This window comes from Streptomyces sp. NPDC028711, assembly GCF_055565415.1.
Map to the genome: position 1 here is coordinate 112,767 of NZ_JBVHUJ010000003.1, position 16,780 is coordinate 129,546.

At 73.1% G+C, this 16,780-nt stretch carries 16 protein-coding genes; 5 read left to right on the plus strand and 11 right to left on the minus strand.

The window, feature by feature from the left end:
• The 9 genes from ACZ4VK_RS11670 to ACZ4VK_RS11710 form a co-directional block, all read right to left on the minus strand.
• Nucleotides 1-1,002, minus strand: a complete 1,002-nt coding sequence (locus ACZ4VK_RS11670; protein WP_468351025.1) for an ABC transporter permease — start codon at nt 1,000-1,002, stop codon at nt 1-3.
• Complete coding sequence (locus ACZ4VK_RS11675) at nt 999-2,486, minus strand: sugar ABC transporter ATP-binding protein (protein ID WP_468351026.1); 1,488 nt, start codon at nt 2,484-2,486, stop codon at nt 999-1,001. Before ACZ4VK_RS11675 ends, ACZ4VK_RS11670 begins: the two co-directional genes overlap by 4 nt.
• Before the next feature lie 260 nt (nt 2,487-2,746).
• Nucleotides 2,747-3,928: an ROK family transcriptional regulator gene (locus ACZ4VK_RS11680; protein WP_468351028.1), complete on the minus strand. Its 1,182-nt coding sequence runs from the start codon at nt 3,926-3,928 to the stop codon at nt 2,747-2,749.
• A 178-nt stretch (nt 3,929-4,106) separates the two neighbouring features.
• Nucleotides 4,107-4,835, minus strand: coding sequence for a class F sortase (locus ACZ4VK_RS11685; protein ID WP_468351030.1), 729 nt, complete (start codon nt 4,833-4,835; stop codon nt 4,107-4,109).
• 117 nt (nt 4,836-4,952) lie between these two features.
• A complete protein-coding gene (locus ACZ4VK_RS11690) occupies nt 4,953-5,507 on the minus strand; it encodes a cupredoxin domain-containing protein (protein WP_468351032.1) in 555 nt (184 codons plus the stop codon).
• Between the two features lie 269 nt (nt 5,508-5,776).
• Nucleotides 5,777-6,721 (minus strand): beta-ketoacyl-ACP synthase III, encoded by a 945-nt coding sequence (locus tag ACZ4VK_RS11695; RefSeq protein WP_468351034.1) that lies wholly within the window; start codon nt 6,719-6,721, stop codon nt 5,777-5,779.
• Between the two features lie 174 nt (nt 6,722-6,895).
• Nucleotides 6,896-7,279, minus strand: a complete 384-nt coding sequence (locus tag ACZ4VK_RS11700) for a (2Fe-2S) ferredoxin domain-containing protein (RefSeq protein WP_468351036.1) — start codon at nt 7,277-7,279, stop codon at nt 6,896-6,898.
• Nucleotides 7,276-7,797, minus strand: coding sequence for an isochorismatase family protein (locus tag ACZ4VK_RS11705; protein ID WP_468351038.1), 522 nt, complete (start codon nt 7,795-7,797; stop codon nt 7,276-7,278). Before ACZ4VK_RS11705 ends, ACZ4VK_RS11700 begins: the two co-directional genes overlap by 4 nt.
• A 25-nt stretch (nt 7,798-7,822) precedes the next feature.
• Nucleotides 7,823-8,887: a bile acid:sodium symporter family protein gene (locus ACZ4VK_RS11710; RefSeq protein ID WP_468351040.1), complete on the minus strand. Its 1,065-nt coding sequence runs from the start codon at nt 8,885-8,887 to the stop codon at nt 7,823-7,825.
• Between the two features lie 170 nt (nt 8,888-9,057).
• Here ACZ4VK_RS11710 and ACZ4VK_RS11715 point away from each other — a divergent pair, with 170 nt between their 5' ends.
• From ACZ4VK_RS11715 to ACZ4VK_RS11730, 4 genes are all read left to right on the plus strand, one after another.
• A complete protein-coding gene (locus ACZ4VK_RS11715; RefSeq protein ID WP_468351041.1) occupies nt 9,058-9,960 on the plus strand; it encodes a LysR substrate-binding domain-containing protein in 903 nt (300 codons plus the stop codon).
• A gap of 362 nt (nt 9,961-10,322) precedes the next feature.
• Nucleotides 10,323-12,146, plus strand: a complete 1,824-nt coding sequence (locus ACZ4VK_RS11720) for an AMP-dependent synthetase/ligase (RefSeq protein ID WP_468351043.1) — start codon at nt 10,323-10,325, stop codon at nt 12,144-12,146.
• 202 nt (nt 12,147-12,348) lie between these two features.
• Entirely contained in the window at nt 12,349-13,143 is a 795-nt protein-coding gene (locus ACZ4VK_RS11725; protein WP_468352009.1) for an aldo/keto reductase, read from the plus strand.
• 177 nt (nt 13,144-13,320) lie between these two features.
• On the plus strand, nt 13,321-13,785 hold the full coding sequence (locus tag ACZ4VK_RS11730; RefSeq protein WP_468351044.1) for an RICIN domain-containing protein: 465 nt from the start codon (nt 13,321-13,323) through the stop codon (nt 13,783-13,785).
• An 18-nt stretch (nt 13,786-13,803) separates the two neighbouring features.
• Here the strand turns inward: ACZ4VK_RS11730 and ACZ4VK_RS11735 are convergent, their stop codons facing one another.
• Complete coding sequence (locus ACZ4VK_RS11735; RefSeq protein ID WP_468351046.1) at nt 13,804-14,730, minus strand: class I SAM-dependent methyltransferase; 927 nt, start codon at nt 14,728-14,730, stop codon at nt 13,804-13,806.
• A gap of 80 nt (nt 14,731-14,810) precedes the next feature.
• Complete coding sequence (locus ACZ4VK_RS11740) at nt 14,811-15,743, minus strand: AraC family transcriptional regulator (protein ID WP_468351048.1); 933 nt, start codon at nt 15,741-15,743, stop codon at nt 14,811-14,813.
• Between the two features lie 97 nt (nt 15,744-15,840).
• On the opposite strand from ACZ4VK_RS11740, the gene ACZ4VK_RS11745 reads away from it, so the two are divergent.
• Entirely contained in the window at nt 15,841-16,752 is a 912-nt protein-coding gene (locus ACZ4VK_RS11745) for a Rossmann-fold NAD(P)-binding domain-containing protein (protein WP_468351050.1), read from the plus strand.
• Nucleotides 16,753-16,780: the final 28 nt, after the last annotated feature.

Here is a 16,780-nt window from a genome sequence, read left to right on the forward strand (position 1 = left end):
TCAGGTGTCGCCGTCGCGGGCGGTGCGGCGCTGGACCAGGACGGCGGCCACGATGATCGCGCCCTTGGCGATCTGCTGGACGTCGCTCTGCAGGTTGTTGAGGGCGAAGATGTTGGTGATGGTGGTGAAGACGAGGACGCCGAGGACGGAGCCGACGATGGTGCCTCGGCCGCCGCTGAGGAGGGTGCCGCCGATGATGGCGGCGGCGATGGCGTCGAGCTCGTACAGGTTGCCGTTGGTGTTCTGGCCGGAGCCGGAGAGCACGACGAGCAGGAAGGCGGCGATGCCGCAGCACAGTCCGGAGAGCAGATAGAGGAGGAGCCGCTGGCGTCGTACGTCGATGCCGGCGAGGCGGGCGGCCTCCGGGTTTCCCCCGACGGCGATCGTGCGGCGGCCGAAGGTGGTGCGGTTGAGCAGCAGCCATCCGGCGACGGTGACGGCGGCGAAGACCAGGACGAGCGGCGGGATGCCGAAGACGTAGGAGTCGGGGACGCCGAGGTCGAGCACCGAGGGGACGGTGACGATCTGGGTCCTGCCGTCGGTGATCTGGAGGGCGAGACCGCGGGCCGAGGCCAGCATCGCGAGGGTGGCGATGAAGGGGACCATGCGGCCGTACGCGACGAGGACGCCGTTCACGAGGCCGCAGCCGAGTCCGACGACGACCGCCGTGAAGAGGATGCCGGCGAAGCCGAACTCCTGGGTGGCGAGGGTGGTGGCCCAGACGGAGGCGAGGGCGACGATCGCGCCGACGGAGAGGTCGATGCCGCCGCTGGTGATGACGAAGGTCATGCCGACGGTGACGACGCCGATCACGGACGCCTGCGTCAGGACGAGTTGCAGGTTGGAGGTGGCGAGGAACTCGGCGGGCCGGGTGAGACCGCCGACGGTGATCAGGGCGGCGAGGACGCCGAGCAGGGACAGGTTGCGGACGTCGGCCCGGAGGCCGAGCGCACGCCACCGTCTCTCCTCCGACGGCGCCTTGGCGGGGGTGGTGAGCGTCATGCGACCGGGCTCCCTTCCATCACGAGGTCGAGTACGCGGTGTTCGTCGAGGTCTCGGGCGGGCGCCCGGTGGACGACACGGCCTTCGCGGAGCACCAGGACGCGGTCGGCGAGGCCGAGGACCTCGGGGACCTCGCTGGAGACGAGGAGGACGGCGAGACCCTCGTCGGCGAGGCCGCGGATGACCGCGTACAGCTCGGCGCGGGCGCCGACGTCGACCCCTCGGGTGGGTTCGTCGAGGAGGAGGACGCGGCAGCCGCGCAGCAGCCAGCGGGCGAGGACGGCCTTCTGCTGGTTGCCGCCGGAGAGGGTGCGGACGGGGGCGTCGGGGAGGTCGGGGCGGAGCGAGAGCGCGCGGGTGGCGGTCCTCGCGGTCTCGCGTTCGGTGGGGCGGTCGATCCAGCCGGCCCGGGAGAAGCGGGCGAGGGAGGAGACGGAGACGTTGCGGGTGACGGATTCGAGGAGGAGCAGGCCCTGCGCCTTGCGTTCCTCGGGGGCGAGGCCGAGCCCGGCGGCGACGGCGGCGGGGACGCTGCCGGGGCGCAGGGGACGTCCGTCGACGAGGACCCGGCCGGCGGTGGGCCGCCGCGCTCCGTAGACGGTCTCCAGGATCTCGGAGCGGCCGGAGCCGACGAGTCCGGCGAGGCCGACGATCTCACCGGGGCGCAGTTCGAGGTCGAGCGCCTCGAACTCCCCCTTTCTGGCGAGACCCCGGACCTGGAGGACGGGTGCGCCGGCCGGGGGGCGGGCGGGCCGTTCGGGGAAGACGTACGGGACGTCCCGGCCGGTCATGAGGGCGACGACCTCACGGGTCGGGGTGGTCGCGGCGGGCAGTCCCCGGGCGACGGCCCGGCCGTCCTTGAGGACGGTGACGCGGTCGCCGATGCGACGGATCTCCTCCAGGCGGTGCGAGATGTAGACGACGGCGACGCCGTCGGCGGTGAGGTCGGCGACGATCCGGAAGAGGTTGGCGACCTCGTCGGGGTCGAGCGCGGCGGAGGGTTCGTCCATGACGATGAGGCGTACGTCGTGGGAGAGGGCGCGGGCCATGGAGACGATCTGCCGCTGGGCGGCGGAGAGGGCTCCGACGCGTCGGCCCGGGTCGATCTCGGGGTGGCCGAGGCGTTCCAGGAGTGCGGCGGTGGTCGCCCGCGCGGCGCGGGAGCGGACGAATCCCGCGGTGGTGGGTTCGTGGCCGAGATGGACGTTCTCGGCGACGGAGAGGCCTTCGACGAGGTCGAGTTCCTGGTAGATGGTGGCGATGCCGAGGCGGACGGCGGCGATCGGTGAACGGAGCCGTACGGGCTCGCCGTTCCAGGTGATGCTGCCCGCGTCGGGCTGGTGGGCGCCGGCGAGGACCTTGATGAGGGTGGACTTGCCGGCACCGTTCTGGCCGAGGAGGCAGTGGACTTCGCCGGGGGCGACCTCGAGGTCGACGCCGTCGAGGGCTCGGACGCCGGGGAAGGATTTGGTGATGCGATGCATGGTGAGCAGGGGTGGGTGGTCTTGGGGCGCGGGGTCTTGGGGCATGACGGAGGTCCCCTCGGCGGGTGCGGGTGCGGGTGTGTGCGCGGGGTGCGCGTGCGCGGGCGCCTGGGCGAGTGGGTGCGGAGGTGGGCGGGCGGGTGCGGGCCGTGGGTGGTGTGTGCCCACGCGTTCCTCCCCCGAGGAGTACGTCCAGGGGGACCCCCGGGCGGAACGTATGCCCACACACCGGCGGCGGAGCCGCGGAACTACACGGCGGGTTACGCCGGGGAGAAGAGGTGGTCGCTGATGAGGCGGGCCGCGCCGGTGACGCCGGCGGTCTGGCCCAGTTCTCCGAGGACGATGGGGAGGTTGCCGGTGGCCAGGGGCAGCGACTGCCGGTAGACCTGGGTGCGGACACTGGCGAGGAGGTTGTGACCGAGGCCGGTGACGCCGCCGCCGATCACCACCAGACCGGGGTTGAAGAAGCTGACGAGTCCGGCGATGACCTGCCCGACCCGGTTGCCGCCCTCACGGATGAGGGCGAGCGAGGTGGCGTCGCCCGCGGCCGCCGCCGCGGCGACGTCGGCGGCGGTGAGGTGCCCGGCCGCCGCGAGCCGGGCGGCGAGCTCCTCCGATCGGCCGCCGCGCGCCGCGTCCTCGGCGTCACGGGCGAGGGCGGCGCCGCTGAAGTGGGCTTCCAGACAGCCGTTGTTGCCGCAGGCACAGGGACGCCCGTCGGGTTCGACCTGGATGTGCCCGATGTCGCCCGCGCTGCCCGTCGTACCGCGGTAGACCTCTCCGCCGACGACGATGCCGCAGCCGATGCCGGTGCCGATCTTGACGCAGAGGAAGTCGCCGACGGAGCGGGCGACGCCGGCGTGCTGCTCCCCCATGGCCATGAGGTTCACGTCGTTGTCGACCATGACGGGGCAGCCGAGTTCCTGGCTGAGTGCCTCCCGCACGGGGAAGCCGTCCCAGCCGGGCATGATCGGAGGTGCGACGGGGACGCCCTCGGGGAAGCGGACGGGTCCGGGGACGCCGATGCCGGCGCCGTCGAAGCCTTCCGCGAGTCCCGTGGAGCGGAGCTTCGCCGCCATCGACAGGGCCTGTTCGAAGACGGCGACGGGGCCCTCGCGGACGTCCATGGGGTGGTTGAGGTGCCCGAGCACCTCCAACTCGGCGTTGGTGACGGCGACGTCGATGGAGGTGGCGCCGATGTCGATGCCGAGGAAGCGGAGTTCGGGCGCGAGTCGGATGTTGTGCGAGCGACGGCCGCCGCGGGAGGCGGCGAGGCCGTCGGCGACGACGAGACCGGTCTCCAGGAGCCGGTCGACCTCGACGGCGAGTTTGGAGCGGGAGAGATCGATCTGATCTCCCAGCTGGGCGCGGGAGTTGGGTCCTCCGTCGCGCAACAGCCTGAGGAGTCGCGCCTGATGCCGGTTGGCAGGTCGTGCCGTCATGCGTCTCACGCGCCCCTCCCTCTCGCACACGCTCGTCTGCGGGCTTTCGAGGGGAACGTAGCAGCGGCGTACGAGGGTGGGAAGAAGATGAGCATGAATCGACCCCGACTTTTTCCCGAGTGGGGACAAAGGCGGGGTCCTGAAGGGAGAAGGGGCGGGGCGCGGGTGGTCGTGGCGCTCAGCGGACGTCGACCAGGCGGGCCGAGACGACCACGTTGCCCGCGTAGCCGTTCTCCTCGGTGAAGGTGCCGCCGCAGGTGATCAGACGGAGTTCGGGGACGCCGGCGTCGCCGTAGACCCGCGCGGCGGGGAAGCCCTCCTTGGGGACGACCTCCACCCCGTACACGGCGAAGACCGCGGTCCGGCCGTCGCGGCGCGCGATCTCCACGCGGTGTCCCCTGGCAAGGGCGCCGAGGTCGTAGAAGACGGCTCTCCCGCCGGGGGTGTCGACATGGCCGACGACGACGGCGGTGCCGCGCTCGCCGGGGGTGACCGCACCGGTGAACCAGCCCGCGAGCCGGTTGTCCTCGGGGGGCGGGGCCTCGATCCAGCCGTCGGCGTCGAGTCCGACGTTCGTGACGGGGGCGTCGATCCTGACGGCCGGTACGCGGACCCGGACCGGTGTGGACGGGGGAAGCGGATCGGGTACGGGCAGCGCGAGGGCGGCGGCCGCGCGGGTGCCGTCGGGTGCGGCGGCGGCAAGGGGCTGCGGCGGTCCCTCGGCCCGGAGCTCCTCCGTACCGCCGCGCACGAGGTGGACGCCGATGAGGAGGACGACGGCGATGACGCCCCAGGCGCCGCGCCGCCCCGTACCGTCCGGCCGGCCGGCACGGTCCGACCGCGCCGTGCCCTCCGGCCCTTCCCTGCCGTCCGGCGTTCCCTTCCCCGTACCGTCCGACCGCCCCACGTCCACTCTCCTCCTCGCGCCGGCGCCCGCGATGCCGAAGCGGTCATGGCGCCCCTCCGTCCCGGACCTCGTCACACCGGGACGGAGGGGCCGTCTGTGGCCCCCCGGTTCCCGGTGTCAGACGCGGCCGTCGGCGTCGCGGCGGCGGGTCAGCACGACGGCGGCGCCGAGCGCACCGGCGATGAGCAGGACGCCGGTGACCACCTCGGTCACGCCGAGCCCCTCGGAGTCCGCGCCGGAGGCGGCGGTCCCGTAGCCGGCCTTCACGCCCTTCTGCGCTCCCGGGGGCATGCCCTTCTCGTGCTCCGGCGTCTTTCCGCCGGTGCCGCCCTGGGCGATGGTGAGGGTGGTGGTGCCGCGCTCGCCCTTGCAGTCGAAGGTGATCTCGTACTGGGCGCCGGCCTTGGCGTCGACGTCCACGGTCGCGGTGCCCGGACGGCCCTCGTCGAGGGTCACCGTGTCGAACACGCCGGAGGTCACGGTCACCGACGGTGTCTCGCAGCCGTCGGAGGTGAGGGTGACGGTGCCGCCGGGGGCGACCGTCGCGGGGGTGACGGAGAAGCCGAACGACGTGATGTTCTGGTCGTTCTCGCCCGCCAGGGCCGTCGGCGCGACCGCGACGACGACGGCGGCGCTCAGCAGGGCGGCGGAAGCGGCACGTATCGCGCGCATGGCGGTGTCCTCCAGATCCCGCGAGGGCCCGGCCGCGGAGCGATTCCGTGCCGGAAAGGCGACGACCCTCACCGCGATCGAAGCTAGGTCCGCCCCCTGCACGCCGCCACCGGGCTCCGCCGAACGGGTCATCACCGTGGGTGAGCCCCGTGACGGGTGCGGCCCCGCCCCCGCCGCACCAGGCCCGTCAGGGAACCCGGACGACCTGGCCCGCGTACGACGGACCCGTCACGGAACCCTGATCACCTGGCCCGCGTACGACGGACCCGTCACGGAACCCTGATCACCTGGCCCGCGTACGAGAGGTTGCCGCCGAAGCCGAAGAGGAGGACCGGGGCGCCGGAGGCCAGCTCGCCACGCTCGACCAGTTTGGCCAGGGCCAGCGGGATCGAGGCGGCCGAGGTGTTGCCCGAGTCGACGACGTCGCGGGCGACGATCGCGTTGACGGCACCGATCTTCGCGGCGAGCGGCTCGATGATCCGCAGGTTCGCCTGGTGCAGGACCACGCCCGCGAGGTCCTCGGGAGAGATGCCGGACCGCTCGCAGGCCTGCCGGGCGAGGGCGGGCAGCTGCTGGGTGGCCCAGCGGTAGACGCTCTGGCCCTCCTGCGCGAAGCGGGGAGGGGTGCCCTCGATGCGGACGGCGTGGCCCATCTCGGGGACCGAGCCCCACAGGACCGGCCCGATGCCGCCGGTGTCCGACTCCGTGGCCTCGACGATCGCCGCGCCCGCGCCGTCGCCGACGAGGACGCAGGTGGTGCGGTCCGTCCAGTCGACCACCTCGGTCATCTTGTCGGCGCCGATCACCAGGGCGCGGCGCGATCCTCCGGCCCGTACGGCGTGGTCGGCGGTGGCCAGGGCGTGCGTGAACCCGGCACAGACCACGTTGAGGTCCATGGTGGCGGGCGAGGTCATGCCGAGGCGGGCGGCGACGCGCGCGGCCGTGTTCGGCGAGCGGTCGATGGCCGTGGAGGTGGCGACGAGGACCAGGTCGATGTCGTCGGGGGTGAGACCGGCCGTGGCCAGGGCCTTGCCCGCGGCGTGCGCGGCGAGCTCGTCGACGGGCTCGTCGGGGCCGGCGACGTGCCGGGTGCGGATGCCGACCCGGCTGGTGATCCAGGCGTCGTCGGTGTCGACCAGCTCCGCGAGGTCCTGGTTGGTGAGCACCTTGGCGGGCTGGTAGTGCCCGAGCGCGGCAATGCGAGTGCCCGTCATACTCGGGACCCCCTAGGGATTCGATCGTCGGCAGGAACTCCCCAGTCTTGCCAGCGACTGATGGGTAACGGGTGACGTAAACCACCAAGATTCCCCCGTACCCCTTGGCCGACCGTGACAAGGCCCCGGGCGCGGCACGGCCTCCGCGGCGTCGGGCGGGCGGCGTGGGCGGGGTCAGTTCTTCGGCGGGTCGATCATCTGGAGGGCGAGGGTGGCCGGGGGCGGGGCGATGCCGGGGCCGCCGGCGGCCGTCCAGGCGAGGATGTCGTCGAGGGAGTCCTCGTCCAGGGCGAAGGCGATCCAGGCGGCCCGTCCGCCGCGCCGCCGGCCCTCGGTGGAGGGCTGGACGACGACGATGTTGGCCTGGGCGCAGGGTCCGAGGCAGTCGCTGGTGCGGACGGCGAGCCGGCCGCCGGAGGCCGCGGCGGCCTCCCGGAGGCGGGCGAGCTGGCCGGTGTGGTCGGTGCCGGGGTTCTTCCGGGCGTCGCCGCAGCAGCAGCCGCGGCAGACGACGAGGGAGCAGGGGCGGGCCCCGTACCGTATCGGGACGGGTGTCATGCCGGGCCGTCCAGGGTGATCGCGGAGACCGGGGCGACGGTGCCGAGGCGGGGGAAGTCGAGGGCGACGGAGGCGTGGTGCTCGTCGGCGGTGAGCGCGGTCATGGCGTCCTCGGCGAAGACGAGCTCGTAGCCGTGGTCGCAGGCGGCGCGGGCGGTGGACTCGACGCCGAGGTTGGTGGCGATGCCGCCGATGACGAGGGTGGTGGCGCCGAGTCCGGTGAGCAGCTCATGGAGTCCGGTGTCCTGGAAGGCGCCGATGGTGCGCTTGACGACGACGGGGTCGCCGTCCTCGACGAGGTCGGGGACGAGCTCGCTGCCGGAGGGCTGGTGGTCGACGTGGGGCCGCTCGACCCGGATGTGGACGACGGGGGCGCCGGCGGCGCGGAAGGTGTCGGCGAGCCGGGCGGCCGCGGCGAGGACGTCGGTGCCTGGCCTGGGGGCGAGGGGGAGCGCGACGATGCGTTCCATGAGGTCGACGAGGACGAGCGCGGTGCGGCCGGGATCGAGTGCGGGCATGGGAGCACCGTAGCGGCCCGGATGATCACCGAGGTCCGGTCAGGGGTGTGATCCGGCCTACGGGGGTGCTCGGACGCTCCTCCTCCGCCTCCGTGTCATGTGCGCGGCGCTTCGCGATGACCGCGCAGACCATCAGCTGCATCTGGTGGAAGAGCATCAGCGGGAGCACGGCGAGCGCGGCCTGGGGGCCGAAGAGGACGCTGGCCATCGGCAGTCCTGCCGCCAGGCTCTTCTTCGAGCCGGCGAACTGGATGGCGATCCGGTCGGCCCGGTCGAAGCCGAGGCGGCGGGCGCCGTACCAGGTCAGGGTCAGCATCGCCGCGAGGAGGACGGCTTCGACGGCGAGCAGCAGGCCGAGCCTGGCGGGGGTCACCAGGTGCCAGATTCCCGCGACCATTCCCTGGCTGAAGGCGGTGTAGACGACGAGGAGGATCGAGCCCCGGTCGACATGTCCGAGGACCTTCTTGTGCCGGACGAGGAAGCCGCCGACCCAGCGGCGCAGGAACTGTCCGAGAAGGAACGGTACGAGGAGCTGGAGCACGATCCTCAGGAGTCCCTCGGCGGAGAGGCCGCCGGCGCCGCCGCCGAGGAGCAGTGCCGCGAGCAGCGGGGTCAGGACGATGCCGGCGAGGGAGGAGAAGGAGCCGGCGCAGATCGCCGCGGGGACGTTGCCGCGGGCGAGAGAGGTGAAGGCGATGGAGGACTGGATGGTGGAGGGCACCAGGCAGAGGAAGAGGAGGCCGCTGTAGAGCTGGGGGGTGAGCACGGTGGGGACGAGGCCCCGGGCGGCGAGTCCGAGGAGCGGGAAGAGCAGGAAGGTGCTGCCGAGGACGGTGAGGTGGAGCCGCCAGTGCTTGAGGCCGTCGAGGGCCTCGCTGGTGGAGAGCCTGGCGCCGTAGAGGAAGAAGAGGAGGGCCACGGCGCCGGTGGAGGTGCCTTCCGCGACGTCCGCGGCGGCGCCGGACGCGGGGAGCAGTGCGGCGAGGGCGACGGTGCCGAGCAGGGCGAGGACGTAGCCGTCGACGGGCAGGCGGGACGGCAGGCGGAGGGTGCGGCGGCTCGGGGCGGGGCCGGTCGTGCGGGCGGTCATGGGCTCCACTGCTCTTGCGGGGGGAGGCGGGGGCGGGCGCGTCCTCGTCACCGCGAGTCGGCGTGGTGCGGCGCGTCGTGCACTCCATCCTGGTCCACGGCACGGTGATCGGGAATCCCGTACAGCGCTCTGACTGTCATCACGATGCGCGATGGGCGTACGGTCGTCCCGTGTACGAGCCGACGCATCTGCGCACCTTTCTCGCCGTGGCCCAGACGCTGAGCTTCACGCGGGCCGCGGGCCGCCTCGGGCTGCGGCAGTCGACCGTGAGCCAGCACGTACGACGTCTTGAGGAGGCGACCGGCCGGCCGCTCTTCACGAGGGACACGCACCGGGTGGCGCTGACGGAGGACGGGGAGGCGATGCTCGGCTTCGCGCGGACGATCCTCCAGGCGCACGAGCGGGCGGCGGCGTTCTTCGGCGGGACCCGGCTGCGCGGCCGGCTGCGCTTCGGCGCGTCGGAGGACTTCGTGACGACGCGGCTGCCGGAGATCCTGGAGTCGTTCCGGCGGGAGCATCCGGAGGTCGATCTGGAGCTGACGGTCGAGCTGTCGGGCACGCTCCAGGCACGCCTTGCGGCCGGCCGGCTCGATCTGATCCTGGCGAAGCGGCGGGACGGGGAGAGCGAGGGCCGGCTCGTGTGGGAGGACACGCTGATCTGGATCGGGGCGCCTGGCCTTCGGCTCGATCCCGACCGGCCGGTACCGCTGATCCTGTACCCGCCTCCGGGGATCACCCGGGCGCGGGCCCTGGAGGCGCTGGAGGCGCAGGGGCGGGCGTGGCGGATCGCGTGTACGAGTTCCAGCCTGAGCGCGAACGTGGCGGCGGCGCGGGCGGGGCTCGGGGTGATGGCGCACACGAGGGGCCTGGTGCCGGCGGGGCTCGTGCCGGTCCCGGCCCGCGCGGGGCTTCCGGAGCTGGGTGACGTGGGCTTCGTGCTGCGGGGCGGGCGCAGGGGCGGGGCGGTGCAGGAGGCGGCGGACGCGCTTGCGGAGGCGATCCTGGCGGGCGGCGACCGGCTGCGGCGGGACGGTGTTCCGAGCGTCGGTGACGGGCTGCCGAGGACGGGGTGAACCGGTCGGTGACGGGCTGCCGAGGACGGGGTGAACCGGTCGGTGACGGGCTGCCGAGGACGGGTTCAACCGGTCGGGGGCAGCTGCCGAGGACGGGGTGAGCCGGTCGGGGGCAGCGGTGTCGTGAGCGGCCGGTACAGATTCCGTGGAGATTCGTGCCCGGCGGGCGTACCGAGCGGTCGGTAACGGCCCCGGGCCGTCTGTGACTTGGTTCGGTCACCCGCGCTGACCTGTGCGAACGGGGAATGTCCCGGCTTGGTGAAGGCCCTGCCACCGGGCTGTCCCGTGGGGTACCGTCACCCGCGCCGTACGGAGCGCGACAACGGGCTTTTCCAGCCACCGAGCCGTCGAGGAGCAGGTCAGTGCGCGAGTTCACCGTGCCGCCCGTCGAGGCGGCGCCTCAGGTCGGCGGTCTGGCGGACGCCGTGTTCGAGCGCGCCCTCGCCGAGCCCGACCGGATCGCGTTCGGCCGGAAGGGGCCGGACGGTCAGTGGCGGGACGTGACGGCCGCGCGGTTCCGGGACGAGGTCCTGGGTCTGGCGAAGGGCCTGATCGCGGAGGGCGTGCGGTTCGGTGACCGGGTCGCCGTGATGTCCCGTACCCGCTACGAGTGGACCCTCTTCGACTTCGCGCTGTGGACGCTCGGCGCCCAGCCGGTCCCGGTCTATCCGACCTCGTCGGCCGAGCAGGTCTTCTGGATGCTGCACGACTCCGAGGTCACGGCGTGCGTGGTGGAGCACGAGGACCACGCGATGACGATCGGCTCGGTGATCGACCGGCTGCCCCGGCTCCAGCGTCTGTGGCAGCTGGACGCGGGTGCGGTGGCCGAGCTGACGGCGGCGGGGACGGAGATCGACGAGGACGTCGTGCACCGGCACCGTCGGGCGGTGACCCCGGAGACGGTGGCGACGGTCATCTACACGTCGGGGACGACGGGCCGCCCCAAGGGCTGCGTGATCACCCACTCGAACTTCATGTTCGAGACGGACATGCTGGTGGGCCGCTGGGAGCCGGTGTTCCGTTCCCGGCCGGGGGAACAGGCGTCGACGCTGCTGTTCCTGCCGCTCGCGCACGTCTTCGGGCGGATGGTGGAGGTCGCGGCGGTACGGAGCGGGGTGAAGCTGGGGCACCAGCCGGTGATGGCGGCCGCCGAGCTGCTCCCGGACCTGGCGGCTTTCCGGCCGAGTTTCGTCCTGGCCGTGCCGTACGTCTTCGAGAAGGTCTTCCACGCGGCACGGCGCCGGGCGGAGCGGGAGGGGAAGGCGGGTCCCTTCGACAAGGCCGTCGAGGTGGCGGTCGCCTACGCGGAGGCGCTGGAGCAGAAGGCGTTCGGAACCGGCCACGGCCCTTCGGCGGCGCTGCGCGTCCAGCACCAGTTCTTCGAGAAGACGGTGTACGGGAAGGTCCGCGCGGCCCTGGGCGGGCGGATGCGGCACGCGATGTCGGGCGGTTCGGCGATGGACCGGCGGCAGGGGCTGTTCTTCGCGGGTGCGGGGATCACGGTGTTCGAGGGGTACGGCCTGACGGAGTCCTCGGCCGCGGCGACGGCGAACCCTCCCGAGCGCGTGAAGTACGGAACGGTCGGGCAGCCGGTCCCGGGCACGACCGTGCACATCGCGGAGGACGGCGAGGTGTGGCTGCACGGCGGTCAGGTCTTCTCCGGCTACCTCAACGATCCGGAGGCGACCTCGGCCGTCCTGAACGACGGCTGGCTGGCCACCGGGGACCTGGGGGCCCTCGACGAGGACGGCTATCTGACGATCACCGGGCGCAAGAAGGAGATCCTGGTGACCTCCGGCGGCAAGAGCGTCGCACCGGCGCGCCTGGAGGAGCGGGTGCGGGCGCATCCGCTGATCGCCCAGTGCATCGTCGTCGGCAACGACCGGCCGTACATCGCGGCGCTCGTGACCGTCGACCAGGAGGCGGTGGAGCACTGGCTCGCGATGCAGGGCCGGGCGCCGCTGGCACCGGCGGAGCTGGTGCGCGATCCGGCTCTGGAGACCGAGATCCGGCGGGGGGTGGTGGCGGCGAACACGCTGGTGTCGCAGGCGGAGTCGATCCGCACCTTCCGGATCCTGGCGCATCCGTTCAGCGAGGAGCACGGGCTGCTCACCCCGTCCCTGAAGCTGAAGCGGAAGGCGATCGAGCGGGCGTACGCGGCGGAGGTCGCGGCGCTGTACGGCTGAGCCGTTCCCGTTCCCTTTCCCGTTCCCGGCGTGCGGAAGGCCGAACGCGGAATGCGTGGCGGCCCGTGATCGTTGACGCTGGGAGTACCCGTACGGCCTTCAGGGGACGTACGGGCGTCACGACCCGCGACAACGTAAGGATCCCTCCCACGTGAGCACGGACAGCAAGGTTCCCTCGGTCACCCTGAACAACGGCGTCCGGATGCCGCAGCTGGGCTTCGGCGTCTGGCAGGTGCCGGACGACGAGGCCGCGACAGCCGTGACGACCGCTCTGGAGGCCGGCTACCGCTCCATCGACACCGCCGCGATCTACGGGAACGAGGAGGGCACGGGCCGTGCCGTCGCCGCGTCCGGGATCGCCCGCCAGGACCTGTTCGTCACCACCAAGCTGTGGAACAGCGAGCAGGGCTACGACTCGACGCTGAAGGCCTTCGACGCCTCGCTCGACAAGCTGGGTCTCGACTACGTCGATCTGTACCTGATCCACTGGCCGGTGCCCGCGAAGGACGCGTACCTCGACACGTACCGGGCGTTCGAGAAGATCTACGCGGACGGCCGCGCCAAGGCGATCGGCGTCTCGAACTTCCTCCCGGAGCACCTGGAGCGGCTGATCGGCGAGACCTCGGTCGTGCCCGCCGTCAACCAGATCGAGCTCCACCCGCACCTCCCCCAGCAGGCCTCCCGCGAGGCGCACGCCCGGTACGGCATCGCGACCGAGGCCTGGTCGCCGCTGGGCTCGGGCAAGGGGCTCCTCGACGTGCCGGCGATCGTCGCGATCGGCCGCAAGCACGGCAGGACGCCGGCGCAGGTCGTCCTGCGCTGGCACCTCCAGCTGGGGAACGTGGTGATCCCGAAGTCGGTCACCCCGTCCCGCATCCAGGAGAACATCGACGTCTTCGGTTTCGAGCTGGACGCCGAAGACCTGGCGGCGATCGCCGCGCTCGACGAGAACCGCCGACTGGGCCCGGATCCGGCGCAGTTCAGCGCCGGCGCCTGAGCCGGAGACTCCCGCGGCGCCGTGCCACCTCCGTGGCGCGGCGCCGCTGTCGTACCCGGGACATAGGGTCGGTGACGGCCCTGGGGGTGTCTTGTCCTGATCGACAAGACACCCCCAGCGCCCGCGTGGCCTTCCGCCGCGACGTCCAACAGGGGTGCGAACAGAAGGAGTCGGTACGTGAGCGGTTCTCCGGGGCCCGTCGAGGAGGGCCTCTACCGGGTGCGGAACGTGGCCAGCGGGCTGCTCCTGGAGGTGTACGAGGGGTCGAGCCGCAGCGGCGCCAACGTGCAGCAGGGCACCGGGAACGGGAGTGCCGGGCAGCACTGGCACATCAGACCCGTGCCGAACGGCGGCGGGCTCTACCACCTGGTCAACGCGGCCAGCGGAAAGCGGCTCGACGTCGCCAACGCCTCCACCGAGAACGGCGCCAACATCCAGCAGTGGAAGGCGAACAACTTCGGCGCGCAGGAGTGGATCATCGAGCGGGACCTGGAGTCTCCGGGGACGGTCACGCTGGTGAGTTTCATCAGCGGACGGCTCCTGGAGGTCGCGGACGGTTCGACGGCCGACGGGGGCGATGTACGGCAGTGGGAGGACACCGACTCCCCGTTCCAGTGGTGGCGGCTCGAGCCGGTGTCCTGACCCGGGCGGGCGGGTCCGTCAGCCCTTGCGGGCGGTGTGGACGGTGCGGGCCGTGAGGTGGAACAGGTCCGTGCGGTGGTGCAGGGACAGCTCGTCGGACGGGTCGAGGAGCCGGTCGAGCGTCGCCCGGTCGTCCGCGTCGAGCCGGGTGCCGCAGCCCTCCCGGAGCCGCCCGAAGTGGGCGAGGGCCAACTCCCGTACGGCCGGGGACACCGGTGCGGGGACGTCGGTGAGGAAGGTGCGGGTGCCCGCGGGGGTGAGGCCCGCGGCGGCGAGGAGCGCCCGCCAGTCGTCCGGTTCCTCCTTGGATCCGGGGAGCTCGGCGCGCATCTCGCCGAACCACTCCGCGTCGGCGGCGTCGAGGCGCGCCTCGAGACCAGGCCGGCCGATCCCGATGTGCCGGGGCAGATGACGGGTGGGCAGACCGCCCTCGACGAGGACCATCAGGCCGCCGGGGTTCAGGAGACCGGCGAACTCCACGAGCGCGGCCCGCTGGTCGCCGATGTGGTGCAGGGAGTTGCCCATCCAGATCAGGTCGGCCTGCCCCAGGCCCGCGATGCCCTCGGGGAGTTCGGCGTGGAGCGTGGAGACCCGGTGGCCGAGTCCGTGGGCCTCGGCGCGGGAGCGGGCGCGGGCGAGGAGTTCGGGGGATCCGTCGACGGCGACCGTCTCGGCGGCGGGGAAGGCCTCGGCGAGCACACCGGTGACGACGCCGGGGCCGCTGCCGACGTCGAGGATCCGGCGGACACCCGGCGCCGGGGCGAGCGTGCCGAGCCAGGCGGTGGCGTCCGCGTAGGCGGGGCTCGCGATCTCGGCCTGCCGCTCCAGGAGCGGGGCGATCTCGTTCCAGTCGACGTGGGTGGTGTCGTGGTGGTGGTGATGGCGACCGGGCGCGTGGGCGTGCCCGTGTCCGTGTCCGTCGTGGGATTCGCTCTGCTGACTCATGGGTCAAGGGTGCGGCGGCCCGGATCGCGGAGCAAGAAAGCTTGCCGGTCCGGCAAAGACTTCCACCGGGGACCTGCCGGTCAGGCCGTGGCGCGGTGCTCCTGGGGGCTGACGCCCCGGACCCGTTTGAACGCGGCGCTGAGGGCGAACGCCCCGCTGTAGCCGACCTGTCGGGCGACTGCCTCCACGGTGGCGTCCGTCTCGCGCAGCAGGTCGGCGGCGAGCGCGAGCCGCCAGCCGGTGAGGTACGCCATCGGGGGCTCGCCGACGAGTGCGGTGAAGCGGCGGGCGAGTGCGGCCCGGGACACGCCCGCATTCACGGCGAGCGAGGCGACGGTCCAGGGATGGGCCGGGTCGTTCTGGAGCAGCCGGAGCGCCCGGCCGACCACCGGGTCGCCCATGGCCCGGTACCAGGCGGGGGCCTCGGCGCCGGGCCGGGAGAACCAGGCGCGGACGCCGGCGATCAGCATCAGGTCGAGGACCCGGTCGAGGACGACGGCCTGGCCGGGTTCGTCGCGGGCGATCTCCTCGCCGAGGAACGGCATGAGGGGACAGTTCCACGCGTCGGCGGGCAGGTGGAGCAGTCCGGGGAGGGCGTCGAGCAGTCGCCGGCCGACCTCGCCGTCCATCCGGTACGTGCCGACGAGCACGGTGGTGCCTCCGTCGGCGGCGTTGCCCCAGGTGCGGACGCCGAGCCGCATGGCCTCGGCGAGCGGCTCTCCGTCGAGGGTGGTGCAGACGCCGTCGGGGCCGACCAGGGCGCGCGGCGGGGCGTCGGGGGCGTCGCCGACGGTGTACGGCTCGGGGCCGCGGGCGATGGCGATGTCCCCGGGCCGCAGGAGGACGGGGTCGCCGGCGCCGGGGACGATCCAGGCCTCGCCCTCGGTGACGCACATCAGGCAGATCGGAGCGCCGTCCTCGATGCGCACGGACCACGGCGGCTCCATGATCATGCGGAGCAGGAAGGCGCCCTTGGCGCGGGGCCCGTCGAGAAGTCCGGCGAGTGCGTCCATGAGGGGCAAGGGTAGGCCGTCCGGGGTGAGACGGAGACACAGGTGGATGAGACTGCGGAGCATGGGCGGGCGGGCCCGTGGCCGGGAGTCTTGAGCCATGACGACGAACACGCAGCACACACAGGCGCCGACCACCCAGGACCTGCAGGCCCAGGACCCGCGGGCCCAGGACACCCGCAGCGCTCTCGCCGCACGCACGATCCTCGTGACGAGCGCCTCCGGCAAGACCGGGCGGCGCGTGGCCGAGCGGCTCGCCGCGCGCGGGGCGACGGTCCGCGCCGGGTCCCGTACCGGCGCGACCCCCTTCGACTGGGAGGACCCGGCGACCTGGGCCCCGGCGCTGCGGGGCGCGGACGCCGCGTACGTGGCGTACTACCCGGACCTCGCCGCGCCCGGCGCCGTCGAGGCCATGACCGCCTTCGGCCGGCTCGCCGCCGAGAGCGGGGTGCGGCGCCTGACGCTGCTGTCCGGCCGTGGGGAGCCCGCGGCTTCGGCGGCGGAGGAAGCGCTGCGGGCGGCGGCGCACGGGGTCGAACTGGCCCTCGTCCGGGCCTCGTTCTTCTCACAGAACTTCTCCGAGGGGATGCTCGCGGAGGGGGTCGCGGAGGGGGTGCTCGTCTTCCCTGCGGGTGACACGGCCGAGCCCTTCATCGACGTGGACGACCTGGCGGACGTGGTGGTCGAGACCCTGACGGCGGACGGGCACGCGGGGCGGGTCCACGAGGTGACGGGGCCGCGGCCGATCGGCTTCGCCGAGGTGGCGGCGGAGATCACGCGGGTCTCGGGCCGCCCGGTGGTCTACGAGTCGGTGTCGGAGGCCGACTACGCGGTGCTGCTCACCGGGTTCGGGCTTCCGGCGCCCGAGGCCGGCTGGCTCGCGGCCCTGTTCGCGACTCTCCTCGACGGCCACAACGCCTCGGTGACGGACGGAGTGAAGCGGGTCCTGGGCCGTGAGCCGCGCTCGTTCGCCGCGTTCGCGGCGGAGGCCTGGGGCGGTCAGGGCGCCTGAGCCGGTCCACAGCGGAGGAGGGAAAGGG